Annotated in this window: 18 protein-coding genes and 1 tRNA gene; 10 read left to right on the top strand and 9 right to left on the bottom strand. The window is 65.4% G+C overall.

The window, feature by feature from the left end:
- Nucleotides 1-72: 72 nt before the first annotated feature.
- Nucleotides 73-158 (bottom strand) — tRNA-Leu (locus H7828_RS08095).
- 73 nt (nt 159-231) lie between these two features.
- Complete coding sequence (locus H7828_RS08090) at nt 232-1,557, bottom strand: peptidoglycan-binding domain-containing protein (protein WP_226780513.1); 1,326 nt, start codon at nt 1,555-1,557, stop codon at nt 232-234.
- A gap of 137 nt (nt 1,558-1,694) precedes the next feature.
- Here H7828_RS08090 and lipB point away from each other — a divergent pair, with 137 nt between their 5' ends.
- From lipB to H7828_RS08070, 4 genes are all read left to right on the top strand, one after another.
- On the top strand, nt 1,695-2,351 hold the full coding sequence (lipB, locus tag H7828_RS08085) for a lipoyl(octanoyl) transferase LipB (protein WP_226780512.1): 657 nt from the start codon (nt 1,695-1,697) through the stop codon (nt 2,349-2,351).
- A 339-nt stretch (nt 2,352-2,690) separates the two neighbouring features.
- Nucleotides 2,691-4,364 carry a cytochrome c oxidase subunit I gene (gene ctaD / locus H7828_RS08080; protein ID WP_226780511.1) on the top strand — a complete coding sequence of 558 codons (1,674 nt, stop codon included), beginning with the start codon at nt 2,691-2,693 and terminating at the stop codon, nt 4,362-4,364.
- 31 nt (nt 4,365-4,395) lie between these two features.
- A complete protein-coding gene (locus H7828_RS08075) occupies nt 4,396-4,932 on the top strand; it encodes a DUF2244 domain-containing protein (RefSeq protein WP_226780510.1) in 537 nt (178 codons plus the stop codon).
- 63 nt (nt 4,933-4,995) lie between these two features.
- On the top strand, nt 4,996-5,625 hold the full coding sequence (locus tag H7828_RS08070) for an NADase-type glycan-binding domain-containing protein (protein WP_226780509.1): 630 nt from the start codon (nt 4,996-4,998) through the stop codon (nt 5,623-5,625).
- Here H7828_RS08070 and H7828_RS08065 read toward each other — a convergent pair.
- A complete protein-coding gene (locus H7828_RS08065; protein ID WP_226780508.1) occupies nt 5,622-6,086 on the bottom strand; it encodes a GatB/YqeY domain-containing protein in 465 nt (154 codons plus the stop codon). The genes H7828_RS08070 and H7828_RS08065 overlap by 4 nt on opposite strands.
- Before the next feature lie 198 nt (nt 6,087-6,284).
- Here H7828_RS08065 and carA point away from each other — a divergent pair, with 198 nt between their 5' ends.
- Entirely contained in the window at nt 6,285-7,445 is a 1,161-nt protein-coding gene (carA, locus tag H7828_RS08060; protein ID WP_226780507.1) for a glutamine-hydrolyzing carbamoyl-phosphate synthase small subunit, read from the top strand.
- A 73-nt stretch (nt 7,446-7,518) separates the two neighbouring features.
- Complete coding sequence (locus tag H7828_RS08055) at nt 7,519-9,384, top strand: glycosyltransferase (RefSeq protein ID WP_226780506.1); 1,866 nt, start codon at nt 7,519-7,521, stop codon at nt 9,382-9,384.
- Here H7828_RS08055 and H7828_RS08050 read toward each other — a convergent pair.
- Nucleotides 9,365-10,015: a GntR family transcriptional regulator gene (locus H7828_RS08050; RefSeq protein WP_226780505.1), complete on the bottom strand. Its 651-nt coding sequence runs from the start codon at nt 10,013-10,015 to the stop codon at nt 9,365-9,367. The genes H7828_RS08055 and H7828_RS08050 overlap by 20 nt on opposite strands.
- 100 nt (nt 10,016-10,115) lie before the next feature.
- On the opposite strand from H7828_RS08050, the gene H7828_RS08045 reads away from it, so the two are divergent.
- Both H7828_RS08045 and H7828_RS08040 read left to right on the top strand, forming a co-directional pair.
- The gene (locus H7828_RS08045) at nt 10,116-10,763 is read left to right on the top strand and encodes a pyrimidine 5'-nucleotidase (RefSeq protein ID WP_226780504.1); all 648 of its coding nucleotides are present in this window, start codon (nt 10,116-10,118) and stop codon (nt 10,761-10,763) included.
- Between the two features lie 38 nt (nt 10,764-10,801).
- Nucleotides 10,802-12,001, top strand: a complete 1,200-nt coding sequence (locus tag H7828_RS08040; protein WP_226780503.1) for an FAD-dependent monooxygenase — start codon at nt 10,802-10,804, stop codon at nt 11,999-12,001.
- Here H7828_RS08040 and H7828_RS08035 read toward each other — a convergent pair.
- From H7828_RS08035 to H7828_RS08025, 3 genes are all read right to left on the bottom strand, one after another.
- Complete coding sequence (locus H7828_RS08035) at nt 11,989-13,116, bottom strand: aminotransferase class V-fold PLP-dependent enzyme (RefSeq protein WP_226780502.1); 1,128 nt, start codon at nt 13,114-13,116, stop codon at nt 11,989-11,991. The two genes, H7828_RS08040 and H7828_RS08035, sit on opposite strands and share 13 nt — an antisense overlap.
- Nucleotides 13,117-13,184: 68 nt before the next feature.
- Nucleotides 13,185-13,640: an Lrp/AsnC family transcriptional regulator gene (locus tag H7828_RS08030; RefSeq protein ID WP_226780501.1), complete on the bottom strand. Its 456-nt coding sequence runs from the start codon at nt 13,638-13,640 to the stop codon at nt 13,185-13,187.
- On the bottom strand, nt 13,637-14,092 hold the full coding sequence (locus tag H7828_RS08025) for an Lrp/AsnC family transcriptional regulator (RefSeq protein ID WP_226780500.1): 456 nt from the start codon (nt 14,090-14,092) through the stop codon (nt 13,637-13,639). The genes H7828_RS08030 and H7828_RS08025 overlap by 4 nt, the downstream gene beginning before the upstream one ends.
- Nucleotides 14,093-14,227: 135 nt before the next feature.
- Here H7828_RS08025 and ilvC point away from each other — a divergent pair, with 135 nt between their 5' ends.
- Together ilvC and H7828_RS08015 are read left to right on the top strand one after the other, a co-directional pair.
- The gene (gene ilvC / locus H7828_RS08020) at nt 14,228-15,250 is read left to right on the top strand and encodes a ketol-acid reductoisomerase (protein ID WP_226780499.1); all 1,023 of its coding nucleotides are present in this window, start codon (nt 14,228-14,230) and stop codon (nt 15,248-15,250) included.
- Nucleotides 15,251-15,324: 74 nt separating this feature from the next.
- Nucleotides 15,325-16,269: a DMT family transporter gene (locus tag H7828_RS08015; protein ID WP_226780498.1), complete on the top strand. Its 945-nt coding sequence runs from the start codon at nt 15,325-15,327 to the stop codon at nt 16,267-16,269.
- 56 nt (nt 16,270-16,325) lie between these two features.
- On the opposite strand, the gene glmM is transcribed toward H7828_RS08015, so the two are convergent.
- Both glmM and folP read right to left on the bottom strand, forming a co-directional pair.
- Nucleotides 16,326-17,669 carry a phosphoglucosamine mutase gene (glmM, locus tag H7828_RS08010; RefSeq protein WP_226780497.1) on the bottom strand — a complete coding sequence of 448 codons (1,344 nt, stop codon included), beginning with the start codon at nt 17,667-17,669 and terminating at the stop codon, nt 16,326-16,328.
- On the bottom strand, nt 17,666-18,703 hold the full coding sequence (folP, locus tag H7828_RS08005; protein WP_226780496.1) for a dihydropteroate synthase: 1,038 nt from the start codon (nt 18,701-18,703) through the stop codon (nt 17,666-17,668). The genes glmM and folP overlap by 4 nt, the downstream gene beginning before the upstream one ends.
- Nucleotides 18,704-18,714: the final 11 nt, after the last annotated feature.

The following is an 18,714-nucleotide window of genomic DNA, read 5'->3' as shown; positions in this document are numbered from 1 at the left end:
CGCGAAATGTCTATCGGCCCCGCAGGCGGGGCCGTACCGCCCTTGCGGGCATCCATGGGCACTTGGGAAAATTGGTGCGGTCGAGAAGACTCGAACTTCCACGGGTGTTACCCCACAGCGACCTCAACGCTGCGCGTCTACCATTCCGCCACGACCGCACGCCTTGGCATGGCGGCGGTGTAATGAACACGGCCGCCATTGTGAAGCCCCTTTTTCACGCAGGGGCCCGGCTTATTGGCTGACCGAGAAGGCCGGCAGCGTGGCGGCCTTCTGCGGCACCACCTGGGGCGTTGCCGAAGCCTGCCCGCCGTTCTGCAAGGCAAAGGACGCTTCGCGCAGCAGCTCCAGCCGTTCGGGCTGACCGGGGGCGAAGACGGCTTGCGTTGTCGCGCCATCAAGGCCGGTTTCATACCAGGCCAGCGCCAGATCGTTGCGCTTGCTGGCGCCGAACCCCTGGCTCAGGTGATGGCCCATCAATTCGCCATAGCCGGTTTCGCCCAGCGTCACGAGGATGAGCGCCGAGCCGATGGCGACATCGAGATCGTCGGTGCGATAGCCCACCGAAAGACAGACCTTCGCCGTCGCCGCCAGATCCTGCGTGGGGATGCCGGTGCCCAGCACGAAGCCCGACACATCGCGCACGACCGAATCGCGATCCTTCAGCGATAGTGCTGCCACATGGGGTTTCATCTGCTCGCCGTAGGCATCGCAATGGCTGGCGATCTGTTCGGGCGTGGCGCCCAGCCCCTGGGCCAGCGACTCGCCCTCGGCGATGGCATAGGTGCGGGCCAGGCAGAACTGTTCGTTCAGCGCCACGTTCGGATCGGTCATCGTGCCGACCGTGGTAAAGCCGCCGTTGGTGTTGGTCAGAAGGCTGACCGTGTTGCAATGCGACGCCAGCGAAGCCCGGGTCGTCGTGCCCCCGAACAGGTTGGGCAGGGCGTCGGACTTGGGCGCCTCATCGCCGGCCATGGCCGTGACGGTGGTTGTCGTTGTCGTGGTGGCCGCCGCGGCGGGGGCAACGACAACGGTGGTCTGCGGTGCCGTGACGATGCCCGGCGCGCCACCTGCCATTTCGGTGCGATAGACCTTCAGCAAACCGCGCACGCCTTCGGGATTGGCCGCCACCTGCTGTTGCGTGACATAGCCCCCCGCCTGGGCGCGGTTGTAGGAATTGATCAGCAGATCCTGCTCGAACGACGAAAGCTGTCCGGTCACGGGATAACCCAGATAGGCCTGATACTGCGAGATTGCATCGCGCGACTTGCGGCCCAGCTGCCCATCCACCGATCCGGCGTTGAATCCGAAATAGTTCAGCGAGGATTGAATTTGGCGTCCGGTCTGGGTGGCGGGAATGCGTGGCTTGGAATAGGTCTTGCGCTTGGTGGAGCGATATACCTTCTTGGTGGTGCCGCGATTGTTGCGCGCCGCGTGGTTGACGATGGCACCGACAATGGCGCCTGCCACGAAATCGCCCGCGTCGGCGGCAGCGCGCGTCGCTGGCAGGATCACGAGTGAGGCGGCAATTGTGGTGGACAAGAGGGTTTTTGAAATCATGACAGCGCTCCGCAGGTAATAAAAAATCCGTACGGGAAGAATAGTAACATGATATTGCCAATGACCGGCGCATTTATTGCGAAAGTGACGCATTCGACTGCGCCACTCTCTGTTCCTTTCCGCGCGGACCTGCCCCGATGACCGAATGGATCACGACACCCGGCCTTGTCCCCTATCCCGAGGCGCTGCACCGGATGGAGGAAATTGCCGAGGGAATTCGCGCAGGTACGCATCCCGAGACGATCTGGCTGCTGGAACATCCGCCGCTTTACACCGCCGGGACCAGTGCCCGGCGCGAAGACCTGATCGCACCCGAACGGTTTCCGGTCTACGAGGCGCGGCGCGGTGGGCAATACACCTATCACGGCCCCGGACAGCGGGTTGCCTATGTCATGCTGGACGTCGCGGCACGCGGGCGTGACGTGCGCCGATTCGTTCATGACATGGAGGCCTGGGTCATCGCCGCGCTGGATGAGTTCAACATCCGTGGCCAGGTGCGCGAGGGGCGCGTGGGCGTCTGGGTCGAACGGCCGGAGAAGCCCCGCGCCCCCGACGGAGCCCTGCGCGAGGACAAGGTGGCGGCCATCGGCATCCGGCTGCGCAAATGGGTTTCGTTTCACGGCCTGTCGATCAACGTGGAACCCGACCTTGGCCATTTCGACGGCATCGTCCCCTGCGGCATCCGCGACCATGGCGTGACCAGCCTGGTCGATCTGGGCCTTCCGGTCACGATGGAGGACGTGGACATGGCATTGCGGCGCAGCTTTGACCGGGTCTTTGCCCCCGCGGGGTAGGGAATACCGCCATGGCAGGGCGCGGCGCGCCCCTCTAGGATTCGGATCAACGGTTGCCAGATATCCGGAAAGGACCCCGCCATGCCCGCCATCATGTCCGTCTTTCTTGCCTCCCTCGCCTTCGGCATGGCCGCCGCGTCGCTGACTTTCCTCTGAAATCCGCCCGCGCAGGCGGGCCGAAAGCAGCGGGAACGCTGCAAGAGCGGCACGCGGGGCGATTTTTTCGCCCCCTGCGGCGGAACGCAACATTGCCCCCGCCCCCCGGATTGCATTAGAACGCTTCCAACCTTGTCCGGCACATGTGCGGGACAGCAAATTTCGGGAACCAGGAGACTCCACATGGCGGACGCAACCGTTCATGGCCACGATGGACACGACGAGCGGGGGTTCTTCACCCGCTGGTTCATGTCCACGAACCATAAAGACATCGGTATCCTTTACCTTTTCGTCGCCGGCTTTGCCGGTTTCATCTCGGTTGCCTTCACCGTCTACATGCGGCTGGAACTGATGAACCCCGGTGTGCAGTACATGTGCATGGAAGGCGCCCGCATGACAGCGGCTGCCGTGGGTGAATGTACGCCGAACGGCCACCTCTGGAACGTGCTGATCACCGGCCACGGCATCCTGATGATGTTTTTCGTGGTCATTCCGGCGCTCTTCGGCGGTTTCGGCAACTATTTCATGCCCTTGCAACTTGGCGCGCCCGACATGGCGTTCCCGCGGCTCAACAACCTGTCGTTCTGGCTCTACGTGGCGGGTACGTCGCTGGCCGTCGCCTCGATCCTGTCGCCCGGCGGCAATGACCAGGCCGGCTCGGGCATCGGCTGGGTGCTTTACCCGCCGCTTTCCACCACGGAAGGCGGGTTCTCGACCGACCTTGCGATCTTCGCGGTTCACGTTTCGGGCGCCAGTTCGATCCTTGGCGCGATCAACATGATCACCACCTTCCTGAACATGCGCGCCCCCGGCATGACCCTGTTCAAGGTTCCGCTGTTCTCGTGGTCGATCTTCGTCACCTCCTGGCTGATTCTGCTGTCGCTGCCCGTTCTGGCCGGCGCCATCACCATGCTGCTGACCGACCGCAACTTCGGCACCACCTTCTTCGATCCTTCGGGCGGTGGCGATCCGATCCTCTATCAGCACATCCTGTGGTTCTTCGGCCACCCCGAGGTCTACATCGTGATCCTGCCGGGCTTCGGCATCATCAGCCATGTGATCTCGACCTTCTCGCGCAAGCCGATCTTCGGTTACCTGCCCATGGTCTGGGCCCTGATCGCCATTGGCGCACTGGGCTTCGTCGTCTGGGCGCACCACATGTACACCGTGGGCATGTCCCTGACCCAGCAGAGCTATTTCATGCTGGCCACGATGGTGATCGCGGTTCCAACCGGCATCAAGATCTTCAGCTGGATCGCGACGATGTGGGGCGGGTCGGTTGAATTCAAGGTGCCGATGCTCTGGGCCTTCGGCTTCCTGTTCCTGTTCACCGTGGGCGGCGTGACCGGCATCGTGCTGTCGCAGGCCGGTATCGACCGCGCCTATCACGACACCTATTACGTCGTGGCGCACTTCCACTACGTGATGAGCCTTGGGGCCGTCTTCGCCATCTTCGCCGGGATCTATTTCTACTTCCCGAAGATGACCGGCAAGATGATCCCGGAATGGGCCGGACAGGTTCACTTCTGGGCCTTCTTCATCGGCGCCAACCTCACCTTCTTCCCGCAGCACTTCCTGGGCCGTCAGGGCATGCCGCGCCGCTATATCGACTATCCCGACGCCTTCGCGCTGTGGAACTACGTGTCGAGCTGGGGCGCCTTCCTGTCCTTCGCGTCCTTCGTGTTCTTCATTGGCGTGGTGTTCTGGGTGCTGATCAAGCTGCCGCGCACCGCCTCGGCCAACCCCTGGAACGAATACGCCGACACCCTGGAATGGACCCTGCCCAGCCCGCCGCCCGAACACACGTTCGAAACGCTGCCCAAGCAGAGCGAATGGGACAAGCAACCGGGCCACTAAGCCCCGGCGCCCTGTCACCAGGATAGGTTTCATGCCCGTAAGATGGGAAAAGAAATGGCAGGAGGCCCCGGTTGATCCCGGGGCCTTTTTGCATGGCGCCGCCAGCGGCCCCCTGGCGCGGGCCGTTCTCTGGCCCAACCGGTCCCTGCCCCGCCGCGGCATGGTGGGGGTGATCGGCTTTGCCTTCGTGATGCTGCTGATTCCGGTCTTTCCCTTGCTTGGCTCACCGGTGTTGTGGGGGCTGTTGCCCTTCACCATGGGGGCCATCTGGCTTTTGTGGTTCCTGCTGGAACGCAGTTATGCCAGCGGGGCCGTGCGCGAAGACCTCAGTATCTGGAACGACCGGATCGACATTGTCCGCTCGGCCCGCCATGGCCCGGAAAAGCGCTGGTCGGCCAATCCCTTCTGGGTGCGCCTGGCCCTGCGCGAAACCGGCGGGCCGGTGGCCAATTACCTCACGCTCAACGGCGCGGGGCGCGAGGTTGAACTGGGCGCCTTCCTCAGCCCGGAAGAACGCGAGGCGCTGCACGGCGATCTGCAAAGGCTGCTGAACCGGCTGGAACGGTAAAGCCCTTTGCCCGAACCCAAGCGCCGGCTAATCTGGGCCAAGCCCGCTGCACCGGATCACGCCATGTACCGCACCGCCCTGTTCTGCCTGACCCTCGCCGCCTGCCCCGCCTTCGCCCAGGGCCAATCGGGCATTTCACGCGGGCCGGAAACCAGGTCTCCGGGCATCGCTGCCCCCTCGGCGCCCGGCATCGCAGGGCCCGGCCCCGCCACAACCGCCCGCGACATGCCCAACCGTCCGGGCGAAAGATGTGCAAGAGTCCAGACCAACGCGGGAAGCGCGATGGCCTGCGCCTCTTCGACCCTGCCCACCAGTGCGGCGGCCAGCTATGGCGTTGAAAACATGTTCGACGGCCGCCCCGAAACCGGTTGGGTCGAAGGGGTCGAGGGGACTGGCGCGAATGAATTCGTCACGATCCGATTCGACAGACCCGTCCGGCTGGGCCAACTGGCGCTGCGCAACGGCTATGGCAAATCCGCCCGCCTGTGGGACAGGAATGGCCGGGTCGAACAGATCAGGCTGGAGTTCTCAACCGGTGCCGATCTTGCGATCGCCCTGCAGGACAGCGCCGATTGGCAGGCGATCAGCCTGGCCGACGGCGGGCCCGTCGAATGGCTGGCGATTCATATTCTTCGGGCGCGATCCGGGTCGGCCTATACCGACACCGTGATCTCCGAGATCGACCTGCGTTAACCCAGCCGGGTCTTGAGCCGGCCACCCACCGCGCCAAAATCCATCTGGCCGGTATACTTGGCCTTCAGCACGCCCATCACCCGCCCCATGTCGCGGATCGAGCTGGCCTCGGTTTCGGCAATCGCGGCGTCCAGCGCGGCGTCGACCTCGGCATCCGAAAGCTGGCGGGGCAGGAAATCCTCGATCACGGTGATTTCCTTGCGCTCCTGCTCGGCCAGTTCCAGCCGCCCACCCTCTTCATAGGCGCGGGCGCTTTCCTGGCGCTGCTTGACCATCTTGCCGAGGATCTGAAGAACCTCGCCATCGCCGACCCGCGCATCCTCGCCTTCGCCATCGCCGCGCAGGGCGATGTCGCGGTCCTTGATTGCCGCATTGATCAGGCGCAGGGTCGAAAGACGCTCTGCCTCCTTGTTCTTCATCGCAGATTTCAGCGCGTCCGAGACGCGGGTTCGCAGATCCATAATTCACCTGTCCAAGGTCAAACCGTGCAGTCCTTGACAATAGCGCATAGCCAAAGGACAGACAACCTCGGCCGGAGCCTGCAACATACTGTTCTGAAAAGATAAATGATTTGGCCAGCACCCTTGACCCCCCGGCGCTGTCCACATAGGTTGCCGCAGGTTTGACCACCGCACACCCCCACAGTCCGAGGTTCCGCCATGTCCGCATCGCCCGCCCCCCCCCGCCCGACCGCCTGTCTTGCGCTCGCAGATGGAACGCTGTTCTTCGGGCGCGGTTTCGGCGCCACGGGCCAGACGGTTGCGGAACTCTGCTTCAACACCGCGATGACCGGTTACCAGGAAATCATGACCGATCCTTCCTACGCCGGGCAGATCGTCACCTTCACCTTTCCCCATATCGGCAACACCGGCGTCAACCCCGAGGATGACGAAACCGCCGATCCGGTCGCGGCGGGCATGGTGGTGAAATGGGACCCGACCGAACCCAGCAACTGGCGCAGCGCCGAAACGCTTGACGCCTGGCTGACTCGGCGCGGCCGCATCGCCATCGGTGGCGTCGATACCCGCCGCCTGACCCGCGCGATCCGCCAGCAGGGCGCGCCCCATGTCGCGCTTGCCCATGACCCCGACGGCAACTTCGACCTCGAGGCGCTGGTCGCCGCCGCCCGCGGCTTTGCCGGGCTGGAAGGCGTTGACCTGGCCCGCGAAGTCACCTGCGCACAGTCCTATCGCTGGGATGAAATGCGGTGGGCCTGGCCCGAGGGATACACCAGGCGCGAAACGCCCGGCCACCGCGTTGTCGCCATTGATTACGGCGCGAAACGCAACATCCTGCGCTGCCTGGCCAGTGCGGGTTGCGACGTGACCGTCCTCCCTGCCTCGGCCACCGCCGAGGATGTGCTGGCGCTTGAACCGGCCGGGCTGTTCCTGTCGAACGGTCCGGGCGATCCGGCAGCAACGGGCGTTTACGCCGTGCCGATGATCCGCGAAGTGCTTGAACGCTCGCAGATTCCGGTTTTCGGCATCTGCCTTGGCCACCAGATGCTGGCGCTCGCGCTGGGGGCCCGCACGGTCAAGATGAACCACGGTCATCATGGCGCGAACCATCCGGTCAAGGATGTCGAGACGGGCAAGGTTGAAATCACCTCGATGAACCACGGCTTCACCGTCGACAGCCAGACGCTTCCCGAGGGCGTGCGCGAAACCCATGTTTCGCTGTTCGACGGCAGCAATTGCGGCATCCGCATGGTCGACCGCCCCGTCTGGTCGGTTCAGCATCACCCCGAGGCAAGCCCCGGGCCGCAGGACAGTTTCTATCTTTTCGAGCGCTTCGCCCGCGCCATGGACGACGCCGCCTGACCTGGCGGGATTAATGGCCGATTAACCTCTTTGGTCCAGAACGGGGGCGTTGTTTCCTGTTCTGGACCGCGTGATGGGGTTTCGCCCGCTTTACCTTTCCGACCCAGATGATACCGCCCCTGCGGTCGCGCCGCCGCGCGGCGGGCGGCTGGGCGCGCTTCTGCTTGGGGCGGGGCGCATCGGGCCGGACGATCTGCGCCTGGCGCTGGCCCACCAGGCGAAATCGGCCGCCCCCATCGGGCAAATCCTCACCAGCCTTGGCGCCCTTGACGATGCGGCGCTGTTCGATGCCCTGGCCGAACAGTTCGCCACCCGGCGCGTCGATCCACAGCGCCTTGTCCCCGATGTTACCCTGACCGACCGTCTGGGCGCACAGGTCTGCGCGGCCCATGGTGTGTTGCCCCTTCAACGGGCCGGGGCGCTGACCTTTGTTGCCACCTGCGAACCCGACCGCTTTCACCTTGTCCGCCCGCTGTTGGAACAGACATTCGGCAGTGTTTCCATGGTGTTGTCCACCAAGGCCGATCTTCACGCCGCCCTGACGGCACAGCGCGCGCGCAAAATCGCCGGCGCCGCCGAAGTTCGTGTCGCAGGTGGCGAAAGCTGCCGGTCGCTGTCGGGCCGGATGCTGGTTGGCGGGGGCCTGTCCCTTGCGCTGGCGCTGGCGCTGGCGGCGTTGCTGGCGGGCGCGGCACTTGTCTCCGCGCTGACATGGCTCGCGCTGTTCGTGCTGGTCCTGAACACCGGCTTCGCGCTTCTCCTTGCCGCGCAACGCTGGCCCGGCGGCAAACGCGCGCCCGTGCCCGAAGGCACGCTGCGTGTGGTGCCCGTCTCCATCCTCGTGCCGCTGTTTCGCGAAAGACACATCGCCGAACGCCTTGTGCAAAGGCTGGCGCGGTTGGATTACCCGCGCGAACAACTCGAAATCCTTCTCGTGGTGGAAGAGGACGATACCGTCACCCGGGCCACCCTCGCCGCCTGCGCACTGCCCCCACATATGCGCTGCATCACCGTGCCGCGCGGCAATGTCCAGACCAAGCCCCGGGCGCTGAACTATGCGCTAGATTTCTGCAATGGCCATATCGTCGGGGTCTACGACGCCGAAGATGCCCCCGACCCCGGACAGATCCGGGCCGTTGTCCGGCAATTCCAGACCGCGCCGCCCCAGGTGGCCTGCCTGCAAGGACGGCTCGATTACTATAACCCTCGCACCAACTGGATGGCGCGCTGCTTTACCGTCGAATATGCAACCTGGTTCCGGGTGATGTTGCCGGGCCTCGCTCGGCTGGGGTTGGTGCTGCCACTGGGCGGCACCACGCTGTTCTTTCGCAAATCCGCCCTCATGGCCCTGGGCGGATGGGACGCGCACAACGTGACCGAGGACGCCGACCTGGGCCTGCGGCTGGCAAGGCGCGGCTATCGCACCGATCTGCTGGACAGCAGCACCATGGAAGAGGCGAACTGCCGCCCCTGGCCCTGGGTGCGGCAACGCTCACGCTGGCTCAAGGGCTATGCGATGACCTATTTCGTGCACATGCGACGGCCCGCACGGCTGTGGCGCGACCTTGGCGCGCGTCGGTTCTGGGGGGTGCAGATCCTGTTCCTGGGCAGCCTTCTTGGCGTTTTCACGGCTCCATTGCTCTGGGCCTTCGCCCTTCTGCCCCTCGGCCTGCCCCACCCCTGGGCCGGGGCGATGGAGGGGGTGGGCGGCACCCTCCTGACCGCCACGCTTGGCACCGTGGCAATGATTCACTGGGGCATCTGGATGCTGGGCGCCCGGCTGCGCGGGGACAGGTGGCTGGCGCTCTGGGCGCCCACATTATCGCTTTATCACCTGCTGGCCACCGCGGCCGTGATCAAGGCCGCCTTCGAGATCGTGACCCGCCCCTTCTTCTGGGACAAGACAAGCCACGGGCATCTCAGCGATGGTCAGACGTGACCGCGACAACCTTCAGCCGCGTCTCGAAGGCGTTCGAGATATGCGCCTTCAGCGCGCTGCGCGCCGCATCGCCATCGCCCGCCTCGATGGCTGCGACGATCAGGGCATGTTCGCTCAGCGCCTTCTCGCCCCGCCCCTCGACGGCAAGCGAGGTGGTTGCCAGAAGGGCCATGAAGCGATGAACAAGATCAAGCTGCTGCACCAGATACCGGTTGTGAGAGGCCAGGTGGATCTGCTTGTGAAAGCGCCGGTTCGCGCGGGCCATCGCCGCCGGATCGCCCAAAAGCGCGCGGTCTTCCTCGACCATGGCGCGCAGAACCCGCACCTCTTCCTCGGTGGCGTGGCGCGCGGCCAGTTGCGCGGCCAGGCCCTCAAGCTCGGTGCGCACCACGTACAGCTCGGCCAGTTGGTTGTGATCCAGCGAGGCCACGATCAGCGACCGGCCGTCGCGCGTCAGCATCGACTGGGTTTCAAGCCGCTGCAACGCCTCGCGGATCGGCGTGCGCGACACGCCGAACCTTTCGGCCAGCTCGCTTTCGACCAGGCGGTCGCCGGGGCGGTAGGTGCCGACGTCGATCGCATCCAGGATCAACTGATAGGCGTCCCTGTGCCCGTTGCGGTGTTCTGCCATCTGCGCCTCATCCCGTTTATGCGCGATCCTAGCCGCCCGCGCCCGGCAAGTACAAGGCGCACCATTGCAAAGCGGCCCCAAGCCAGAGTAGGCAGCCCCCATGCACCGCGATGCCTTCTCTCATGTCACCACCTGGGTCTTCGACCTGGATCACACGCTTTACCCGCCCGAAGCGCGCCTTTTCGCGCTGATCGAAACCCGCATGACCACCTGGGTGATGCAGACCCTGGGCGTCGACCGGCCCGAGGCCGACCATCTGCGCCGCCATTACTGGGCACATTACGGCACTACCCTGGCGGGCCTGATGCGCGAACACGATGTCGATCCGGCCTCTTACCTGGCCGAGGTGCACGACATCTCGATGGACAGCCTGACGCCCGATCCGCTTCTGGCTGCGCGCATCGCCGCCCTGCCCGGCCGCCGGATCATCTATACCAACGGCAGCGCACCCTATGCCGAACGGGTGATCGACGCACGGGGTCTCTCGGGGCTGTTCGATGCGATCTACGGGGTGGAGCACGCGAATTTCCTTCCCAAGCCCGAACGCGCGGCCTTTGACACGGTCTTTGCCGCCGACGGATTGCACGGGCCAAGTGCCGCGATGTTCGAGGACGACCCCCGCAACCTTCTGGAACCCCATGCCATGGGGCTGCGCACGGTTCATGTCGGGCCGGTGCGCGGCGAGGGGGCGCATATCCATTTCCACACTGACAACCTGTCCGACTTTCTGTCGCACCTGGGCGCCTGAGCCTTGCCAAAGGCGCCAAAAGGCGCAGGTATGCCGGCATGATGAGAGAGCAGACAGACATCCTGATTTCCGGCGCCGGCATTGCCGGCCTGGTCGCCGCAGCGGCACTGTCAGCGCAGGGATATCGCGTTGTCATCGTCGATCCTTCGCCCCCGGCGCAGACGGCCGAGGCGGAAGGATCGGACCTGCGATCGACCGCCTTCCTGCAGCCCTCGCGCGAATTGTTCGAAAGGCTGGGCCTGTGGAACACCCTCGCGCCGCATGCCACCCCCCTGCGGGCGCTGCGGGTGATCGACACCTGGGGCTGGCCGCCGCAGGAACGTGGGCGGCGCCAGTTCGACCCCCGGGATCTGAACGCCGAAAATTTCGGCTGGAACCTGGCCAACTGGCGCTGCCGGGCCGTGCTGAGCGATCACATCGCCACGACACCCGGAATTGATTTGCGCCTGGGCGTGGGTTTTGCCGACATGCTGCGCCGGGATGCCGGGGTGCGCGTCACCCTCAGCGACGGCAGCCGGATAGAGGCGCGGCTGGTGATCGGCGCCGACGGGCGCAATTCGCCGGTGGCCCGCGCGGCGGGGATCGGGGCGCAGGTGCGCCGATATGGGCAGAAGGCGCTGGCGCTGGTTGCCTGTCACAGCCTGCCCCATGACGAGGTTTCGACCGAAATCTACAACTCGGGCGGGGCCTTCACCACCGTTCCCCTGCCCGACCACGAGGGTTCGCCCGCCTCGGCCATTGTCTGGATGAACGATGGCGCGCGCGCCCATGCCCTGGCCGGGATGGAAGATGCCGCCTTCGCGCAGGAAATGACCCTGCGCTCCTGCGGGGTTCTGGGAGCGATGCACCCCGTCAGCCCCCGGCGGCTTTGGCCGGTGGTGACCCGCACCGCCGATGCGCTGACCGGCAAGCGCACCGCCCTGGTGGCCGAGGCGGCCCATGTGCTGCCACCCATCGGGGCGCAGGGGCTGAACACCTCGCTGCATGATGTCGGGGCGCTGATCGCGGCGCTGTCGGATGATCCCGGCGCGCCCGACGGACTGGCCCGCTATGAGGCGAGCCGCGCGCGCGACATTGCCGGGCGCGCGCGGGTCATCGACCTGTTCAACCGGGTCTGCCAATCGGACATGGCAGCGGTGCAATCCCTGCGCCTTGCGGGGTTGCGGGGGGTGCATGATCTGGCCCCGCTCCGGCGCGGCGTGATGCGCGCCGGAATGGGGCCGGCTCAGAACACCTGATCCAGCGCCTTTTCCAGCCGTTCCACGCTGGCTGGAACATCGCGCAGCTTGTCCAGCCCGAACAGGCCAAGGCGGAAGGTCTTGTAATCCGGCCCCTCGCCCACCTGAAGCGGCACGCCGGCGGCGATCTGCATGCCAAGGGCAGCGAAGGCCTTGCCGTTCTGCACATCGTCGCGGTCGGTATAGGCGACCACGACCCCCGGAGCGCCGAAACCTTCGGCCGCGACCGATTTCACACCCCGTTGTGCCAAGGCGGCACGCACCGCGCGGCCCTGTTCCCACTGCGCCTCGGCCAGCTTGGCAAAGCCCAGTTCGCGGGTTTCCTGCATCGCATCGCGGAACCCCTTCAGCGCATCGGTGGGCATGGTGGCGTGATAGGCATGGCCGCCGTTCTCATAGGCCTCCATGATCGACAGCCATTTGCCCAGGTCGGCCGCAAACGAGGTGGACTTGCGCGCCTTCACCCGTTCGATGGCCGCCTCGCTCAGCATGACGCAACCGGCCGAGGGCGAGGCCGACCAGCCCTTTTGCGGCGCCGATATCAGAACGTCGACGCCCGTCGCCTTCATGTCGACCCAGATGCAGCCCGAAGCGATGCAATCCAGCACGAACAGCCCGCCGACCTCATGCACCGCATCCGCCACCTGCTTGAGATAATCGTCGGGCAGGATCATCCCCGAGCTTGTTTCGACATGGGGCGCGAAAACCACTTCGGGGCGGGTATCGCGAATCTTGGCCACGACCTCGTCAATCGGGGCGGGGGCGAAGGGGGCGTCGGGGGCGTTGCCGGTGCGGCGCGCCATCATGACGGTTTCCTCCGCCACGTTCACGCCGGCCTCGAAGATCTGGGTCCAGCGGTACGAGAACCAGCCGTTGCGGATCACCATCACCCGGGCGTCGGTGGCCAGCTGGCGGGCCACGGCCTCCATCGCATAGGTGCCGCCACCGGGAATCAGCGCTACCGCGTCGGCATTGTACACCTCGCGCAGAAGGCCCGAGATATCGCGCATCACCCCCTGGAACGCGCCGCTCATGTGGTTCAGCGACCGGTCGGTGAAGACCACGGAATATTCAAGCAGGCCATCGGGATCGACATCAGGTAACAGGGCGGTCATGGCGTATCTCCTTCTTTTCCTCATGGGGTAGCGCCCCGGCGCGGGCTTGGCAAAGCCTATCTTGGCCCCTAGCCCAAAGGCCCCGGCAGACGCTCCTCGCTCAACAGGACGTTGGCTTCGACATCGCCCACGCCGGGCAGCGTCATGATGCGACGGCGCAGGACACGTTCGAAATCGGCCAGGTCACGCGCGACCACGCGCAACCGATAGTCGTAAAGGCCCAGGACATGGCTCACCGCCTGCACCTCGGGGATGGCGATGACGGCGCGTTCGAAATCCTCAAGGCTGACGCGCCCCTTGGTGGCCAGCTTGACCCCCAGAAACACCGAGACGCCGAAGCCCAGCTTTTCAAAATCAAGGTCAAGGTGGCGACCCGTCAGCACGCCCGCCTGTTCCAACCGCTGAATCCGGCGCCATGTGGCCGGCTGCGACAGGCCCAGGGCGCGGCCAAGGGTGCTGGCGGGCTGGGTCGCGTCACGCTCCAACAGCCGCAGCAGGGCCCAGTCGGTTGCATCGGGGGTCATATGGGCAAGGGGCCGGCGGATTTGATCCGCGCGACCTCCATCAGGGCTTCGATATCGGCGATATGGGGCAGAACCAGGATCTTGGTGCGGTAGATCTGCTGATAATGGGCCATGTCGCGGGCGATGATCGCAAGGCGCACATCGACCCGGCCAAGGAAGGTCTGGATTTCGATGACCTCGGGCACCTGGCGCGCGGCGGCCAGGAAATCGTCAAAGGCGGTCGGTGCCGTCTTGTCGAGCGTGAAGCGCAACGACACCTCGACCGCCCAGCCCAGTGCCGCCCAGTCGATCACCGCCCGGGTGCCCTTCAGCGCACCGGAGCTGCGCAGCCGCTCAAGCCGCCGGGTGGCCACGGCACCGCTGACATTGGCTCGCACCGCCAGGGCCGAAGTGGCAAGCGAAGGATCGGCCATCAGGTGGCGCAGCAGGCGACGGTCGATGTCGTCAAGCATGACTTTCTCCTTATATCAGCATTTGGCGCATGGATTGCACGTTATCACGGCAAATCATCGCAAAACACCCCCTCGTCAAGCGGTGATGGCGCGCCTATGGTCCAGCGCAACGAAACCAGACCGGAGAATTCCAACATGCGCGTTTATTATGACCGCGATTGCGACATCAACCTGATCAAGGACAAGAAGGTCGCGATCCTGGGCTATGGCAGCCAGGGCCACGCCCACGCCCTGAACCTGCGCGACTCGGGCGCGAAGAACCTTGTCGTTGCGCTGCGCGAAGGCTCGCCCTCGGCCAAGAAGGCCGAAGCCCAGGGGCTCAAGGTCATGGGCATCGCCGAGGCCGCCGCATGGTGCGACCTGATCATGTTCACCATGCCCGATGAACTGCAGGCCGAAACCTACAAGAAATACGTCCACGACAACCTGAAAGAAGGCAGCGCGATCGCCTTTGCCCACGGTCTGAACGTGCACTTCGGCCTGATCGAACCCAAACCCGGCGTTGACGTGCTGATGATGGCGCCCAAGGGCCCCGGCCACACCGTGCGCGGCGAATACACCAAGGGCGGCGGCGTGCCCTGCCTCGTGGCCGTTCACAACGACGCATCGGGCAAGGCGCTGGAAATCGGTCTGTCCTATTGCTCGGCCATCGGCGGCGGGCGCTCGGGCATCATCGAAACCAACTTCCGCCAGGAATGCGAAACCGACCTCTTCGGCGAACAGGCCGTGCTCTGCGGTGGTCTGGTCGAACTGATCCGCATGGGTTTCGAAACCCTGGTCGAAGCCGGTTACGAGCCCGAGATGGCCTATTTCGAGTGTCTGCACGAGGTGAAGCTGATCGTCGACCTGATCTATGAAGGCGGCATCGCGAACATGAACTACTCGATCTCGAACACCGCAGAATACGGCGAATACGTCAGCGGCCCGCGCATCCTGCCCTACGACGAAACCAAGGCGCGGATGAAGGCGGTTCTCAAGGACATCCAGAGCGGCAAGTTCGTGCGCGACTTCATGCAGGAAAACGCCGTCGGTCAGCCGTCGTTCAAGGCCACGCGCCGCCTGAACGACGAACACGAGATCGAGAAGGTGGGCGAAAAGCTGCGCGCCATGATGCCCTGGATTTCGGAAGGCCGCATGGTCGACAAGGAAAAGAACTGATCTTTTCCCGCAACCCGTGAAACGAAAGGCACCGCCCCTCCGGCGGTGCCTTTGCATGTTGAGGAAGGGCCGACATGAGACCGCTACAGGTGACATCGCTGCGCGGAGAGGCGCCCGCCAGCGCGACGGAACCCACCCCCGGCAACTGGCTGACGGTGATCCTTCTGGGGGTGATCTGGGGCGGCACCTTCATGGTGGTGTCGCTGGCGCTGCGCGGTTACGGCCCGATCACGGTGGCCACGGCACGCACCGGGCTGGGCGCCGTGGCGCTGACCCTTTTGGCGCTGGTGCTGGGGCGGCGCTTTCCCCGTGATCCGGCGGTCTGGCGCATTGCCCTGCCCATCGGGCTCTTGTCCTCGGCGGTGCCCTTCCTGTTGCTGAGCTGGGGTCAGCAATATGTGCCCTCGGCCTTTGCGGGGCTTTCCATGGCCGCGCTGCCGCTTTTCGTTCTGCCGCTGGCCCATGTCTTTTCCGACGAAAGGCTGAACCTGCGCAAACTGCTGGGCGTGGTCCTGGGGTTTGTCGGGGCACTTGTGCTGATGGGGCCGGGATTGCAGGGGCTGGGTGTCGGCGCGCGGGAATCGCTGGCCCAGGCGGCCTGTATCGCGGCGGCGATCTGCTATGCCGTGGCCTCAGTTCTGACGCGGCGCTGTCCGCCGGTCGATCCGGTGGCGCTATCGGCGATCTCGCTGATCGTGGGCTCGGTCGTGCTGGTGCCGCTGATGCTGCTGACCGAGGGTGTCCCGGTCTGGCAACCCGGCGTTTCGGGCTGGGCGATCGTGCTGCTGGGGCTGGTGCCCACCGCCATGGCGGCAGTGCTGCGGGTACAGGTGATCCGCACCGCCGGGTCGGTCTTCATGACGCTGGTGAATTATCAGGTGCCGCTGTGGTCCATGGCCTTCGGCGCCTGGATATTGTCCGAGGCCCTGCCCCTGCGCTTTTTCGCGGCACTGCTTCTGATCCTTGTCGGGCTGGCGGTCAGCCAGTGGGCCAGCCTGAAGCGGATTCTGAAAATCTGACATTCGGCGCCGATACCATAGGGTAATCGGCGCCGGTTCTTTACATTTTCAGACAATCACACGACGGCTTTCACCTCGGCGATGATACCGCTGACGATGCGTTCCAGCTTTGCCTCGTCCTCGCATTCGGCCATGACGCGGATCAGCGGCTCGGTTCCCGACTTGCGGATCAGAAGCCGCCCGTCCCCGGCCAGTTCGGCCTCGGCGCTGGCGATGGCGGCCTTCACGCTTGCCGCCTCAAGCGGGCGCTGCCCGGTGCCATAGCGCACGTTGCGCAACAATTGCGGCACCGGTTCGAAGACCCGCATCAGCGACGAAGCCGCCTGCCCCGTCTGTTTCATCGCGGCCAGGAATTGCAGCCCCGCCAGCAGACCGTCGCCCGTGGTGGCATAGTCGGTCATCACGATATGGCCCGACTGTTCGCCGCCCAGGTTGAACCCCTCACTGCGCATCGCCTCGACCACGTAACGGTCGCCCACGCCGGTGCGGTGCAGTTCGATCCGCTGACCGGTGAGGTAACGCTCAAGCCCCAGGTTGCTCATCACCGTGGCCACGAGGGTGCGCCCGGAAAGGCGGTCTTGCCGCGCCCAGCGTGACGCGAATAGCGCCATGATCTGATCGCCGTCGGCCACCTGCCCGTTCTCGTCCAGGATCATCACCCGGTCGGCATCGCCATCCAGGCAGATGCCCACATCGGCGCCATGGGCCACCACGGTTTCGGCGGCGGCGTTCACGTTGGTCGACCCGCAGCCCTGGTTGATGTTGTGACCGTTCGGCGCCACCCCCACCGGGATCACATCGGCGCCCAGTTCCCACAGAACCTCGGGGGCGGTCTTGTAGGCGGCGCCATTGGCACAGTCGATCACCACCTTGATGCCGTCCAGCCGCATGCCGTGGGGCAGCGTCGCCTTGACCCGTTCGTTATAGCGAAAGCGGCCGTCGTCGATCCGCTTGGCGCGCCCGATGTTGCCGGCCTTGGCGGGCTGCACGCCCTGTTCGACCAGCGCCTCGATCTCGGCCTCGGCCTCATCGCTCAGCTTGAAGCCGTCGGGCCCGAAGAACTTGATCCCGTTGTCGGCGGCGGGGTTGTGGCTCGCGGAGATCATAACCCCCACATCGGCCCGCATCGAGGTGGTCAGCATGCCCACCGCCGGAGTCGGCACCGGGCCAAGAAGAAACACGTTCATGCCGGTCGAGGTGAACCCGGCGGTCAGCGCGTTTTCGAACATGTAGCCCGACAGGCGCGTGTCCTTGCCGATCACCACGCGGTGCACGCCCTTTTCGTGCTGGCGGAAATAGCGCCCCGCCGCGGCCCCGAGGCGCAGCGCCAGATCGGCGGTCATCGGGTGGGTGTTGGCCGTGCCGCGCACCCCGTCGGTTCCAAACAGTTTACGGCTCATGGCCTGCCTCCTTGCCCGGCCGTCTGCGCGGCCCCCTGAACGGCGGCCCACCAAAGGGTAAGCGCCTGTCTTGTCTCTGCGATATCATGGACGCGCAAAATCTGCACCCCTTGCGCAACGCCCGCCAGCGCAACGCCCACCGAACCAGGCGCACGGGCGCGCGCCTCGTCGGTGCCGCCCAGCGTGCCGATGAACTTCTTGCGCGAGGCCCCCAGCAGCACGGCACAACCCAGCCCGTGAAACAGCGACAGCCCCGCCAGCAGGGTCAGGTTATGTTCAAGCGTCTTGCCGAAACCGATCCCCGGATCGATGATGATCCGGTCGCGCGAAATGCCCGCCTCCACGGCCATTTCCACCCGCCCGGCAAGATAGTCGTAGACATCCAGCAGCACGTCGTCATAGCGCGGCGCCTTCTGCATCACCTCGGGCGTGCCCTGGGCATGCATCAGGCAGATCGGCGCGCCGGTCCTGGCGGCAAGGCGGGCCATGGCGTCATCATAACTCATCGCCGAGACATCGTTGAGGATCGTCGCACCGGCCTCCAGTGCCGCCTCGGCCACCGCCGCCTTGCGCGTGTCGATCGAAACGGGGCCGTCATGACCGGCCCGCAGGGCGGCGATCACCGGCGCGGTGCGTTCGATTTCATCCCTGACAGGAACGGTTGCGGCGCCCGGGCGGGTGGATTCGCCGCCGATGTCCAGAATGTCGGCCCCCTGCGCCGCCAAGGCCCGCGCCTGGGCCAGTGCCGCATCGGGGGCCGCGAACAGCCCGCCGTCGGAAAAGCTGTCAGGTGTGACGTTGAGAATGCCCATCAGGCGCGGCTGATCCATGTCCAGACCGGCGATGGGTGGCCGGGGGCGCGACAGGCGGTCAAGGGCGTCGGCCGGAAGCTCCTGCGCCGGGACGAAGCGGGAGGGGCGGCCGCGCTGCAACCGCTCGACCATGGTGAACCAGTGGGCACCACCGGCCAGCGGCACCGCATCGGCGGGGCGGCGCGGTCCGGTCTGCACAAGGGGGCGGAAATATTCGGTCATGGGGGTTCTAT

Source organism: Oceaniglobus trochenteri, from assembly GCF_020529025.1.
In the GTDB taxonomy this organism is placed as follows: domain Bacteria; phylum Pseudomonadota; class Alphaproteobacteria; order Rhodobacterales; family Rhodobacteraceae; genus Oceaniglobus; species Oceaniglobus trochenteri.
This window is presented reverse-complemented; position numbering and strand designations above follow the sequence as displayed.

Coding starts and splice junctions, on each gene's coding strand:
- H7828_RS08015 (WP_226780498.1), top strand. CDS start 15,325: ATGAGACCGCTACAGGTGACATCGCTGCGCGGAGAGGCGCCCGCCAGC.
- folP (WP_226780496.1), bottom strand. CDS start 18,703: ATGACCGAATATTTCCGCCCCCTTGTGCAGACCGGACCGCGCCGCCCC.
- H7828_RS08090 (WP_226780513.1), bottom strand. CDS start 1,557: ATGATTTCAAAAACCCTCTTGTCCACCACAATTGCCGCCTCACTCGTG.
- H7828_RS08070 (WP_226780509.1), top strand. CDS start 4,996: ATGTACCGCACCGCCCTGTTCTGCCTGACCCTCGCCGCCTGCCCCGCC.
- H7828_RS08025 (WP_226780500.1), bottom strand. CDS start 14,092: ATGCTTGACGACATCGACCGTCGCCTGCTGCGCCACCTGATGGCCGAT.
- ilvC (WP_226780499.1), top strand. CDS start 14,228: ATGCGCGTTTATTATGACCGCGATTGCGACATCAACCTGATCAAGGAC.
- H7828_RS08045 (WP_226780504.1), top strand. CDS start 10,116: ATGCACCGCGATGCCTTCTCTCATGTCACCACCTGGGTCTTCGACCTG.
- H7828_RS08040 (WP_226780503.1), top strand. CDS start 10,802: ATGATGAGAGAGCAGACAGACATCCTGATTTCCGGCGCCGGCATTGCC.
- H7828_RS08055 (WP_226780506.1), top strand. CDS start 7,519: ATGGGGTTTCGCCCGCTTTACCTTTCCGACCCAGATGATACCGCCCCT.
- H7828_RS08035 (WP_226780502.1), bottom strand. CDS start 13,116: ATGACCGCCCTGTTACCTGATGTCGATCCCGATGGCCTGCTTGAATAT.
- H7828_RS08050 (WP_226780505.1), bottom strand. CDS start 10,015: ATGGCAGAACACCGCAACGGGCACAGGGACGCCTATCAGTTGATCCTG.
- H7828_RS08075 (WP_226780510.1), top strand. CDS start 4,396: ATGCCCGTAAGATGGGAAAAGAAATGGCAGGAGGCCCCGGTTGATCCC.
- H7828_RS08065 (WP_226780508.1), bottom strand. CDS start 6,086: ATGGATCTGCGAACCCGCGTCTCGGACGCGCTGAAATCTGCGATGAAG.
- glmM (WP_226780497.1), bottom strand. CDS start 17,669: ATGAGCCGTAAACTGTTTGGAACCGACGGGGTGCGCGGCACGGCCAAC.
- H7828_RS08030 (WP_226780501.1), bottom strand. CDS start 13,640: ATGACCCCCGATGCAACCGACTGGGCCCTGCTGCGGCTGTTGGAGCGT.
- ctaD (WP_226780511.1), top strand. CDS start 2,691: ATGGCGGACGCAACCGTTCATGGCCACGATGGACACGACGAGCGGGGG.
- lipB (WP_226780512.1), top strand. CDS start 1,695: ATGACCGAATGGATCACGACACCCGGCCTTGTCCCCTATCCCGAGGCG.
- carA (WP_226780507.1), top strand. CDS start 6,285: ATGTCCGCATCGCCCGCCCCCCCCCGCCCGACCGCCTGTCTTGCGCTC.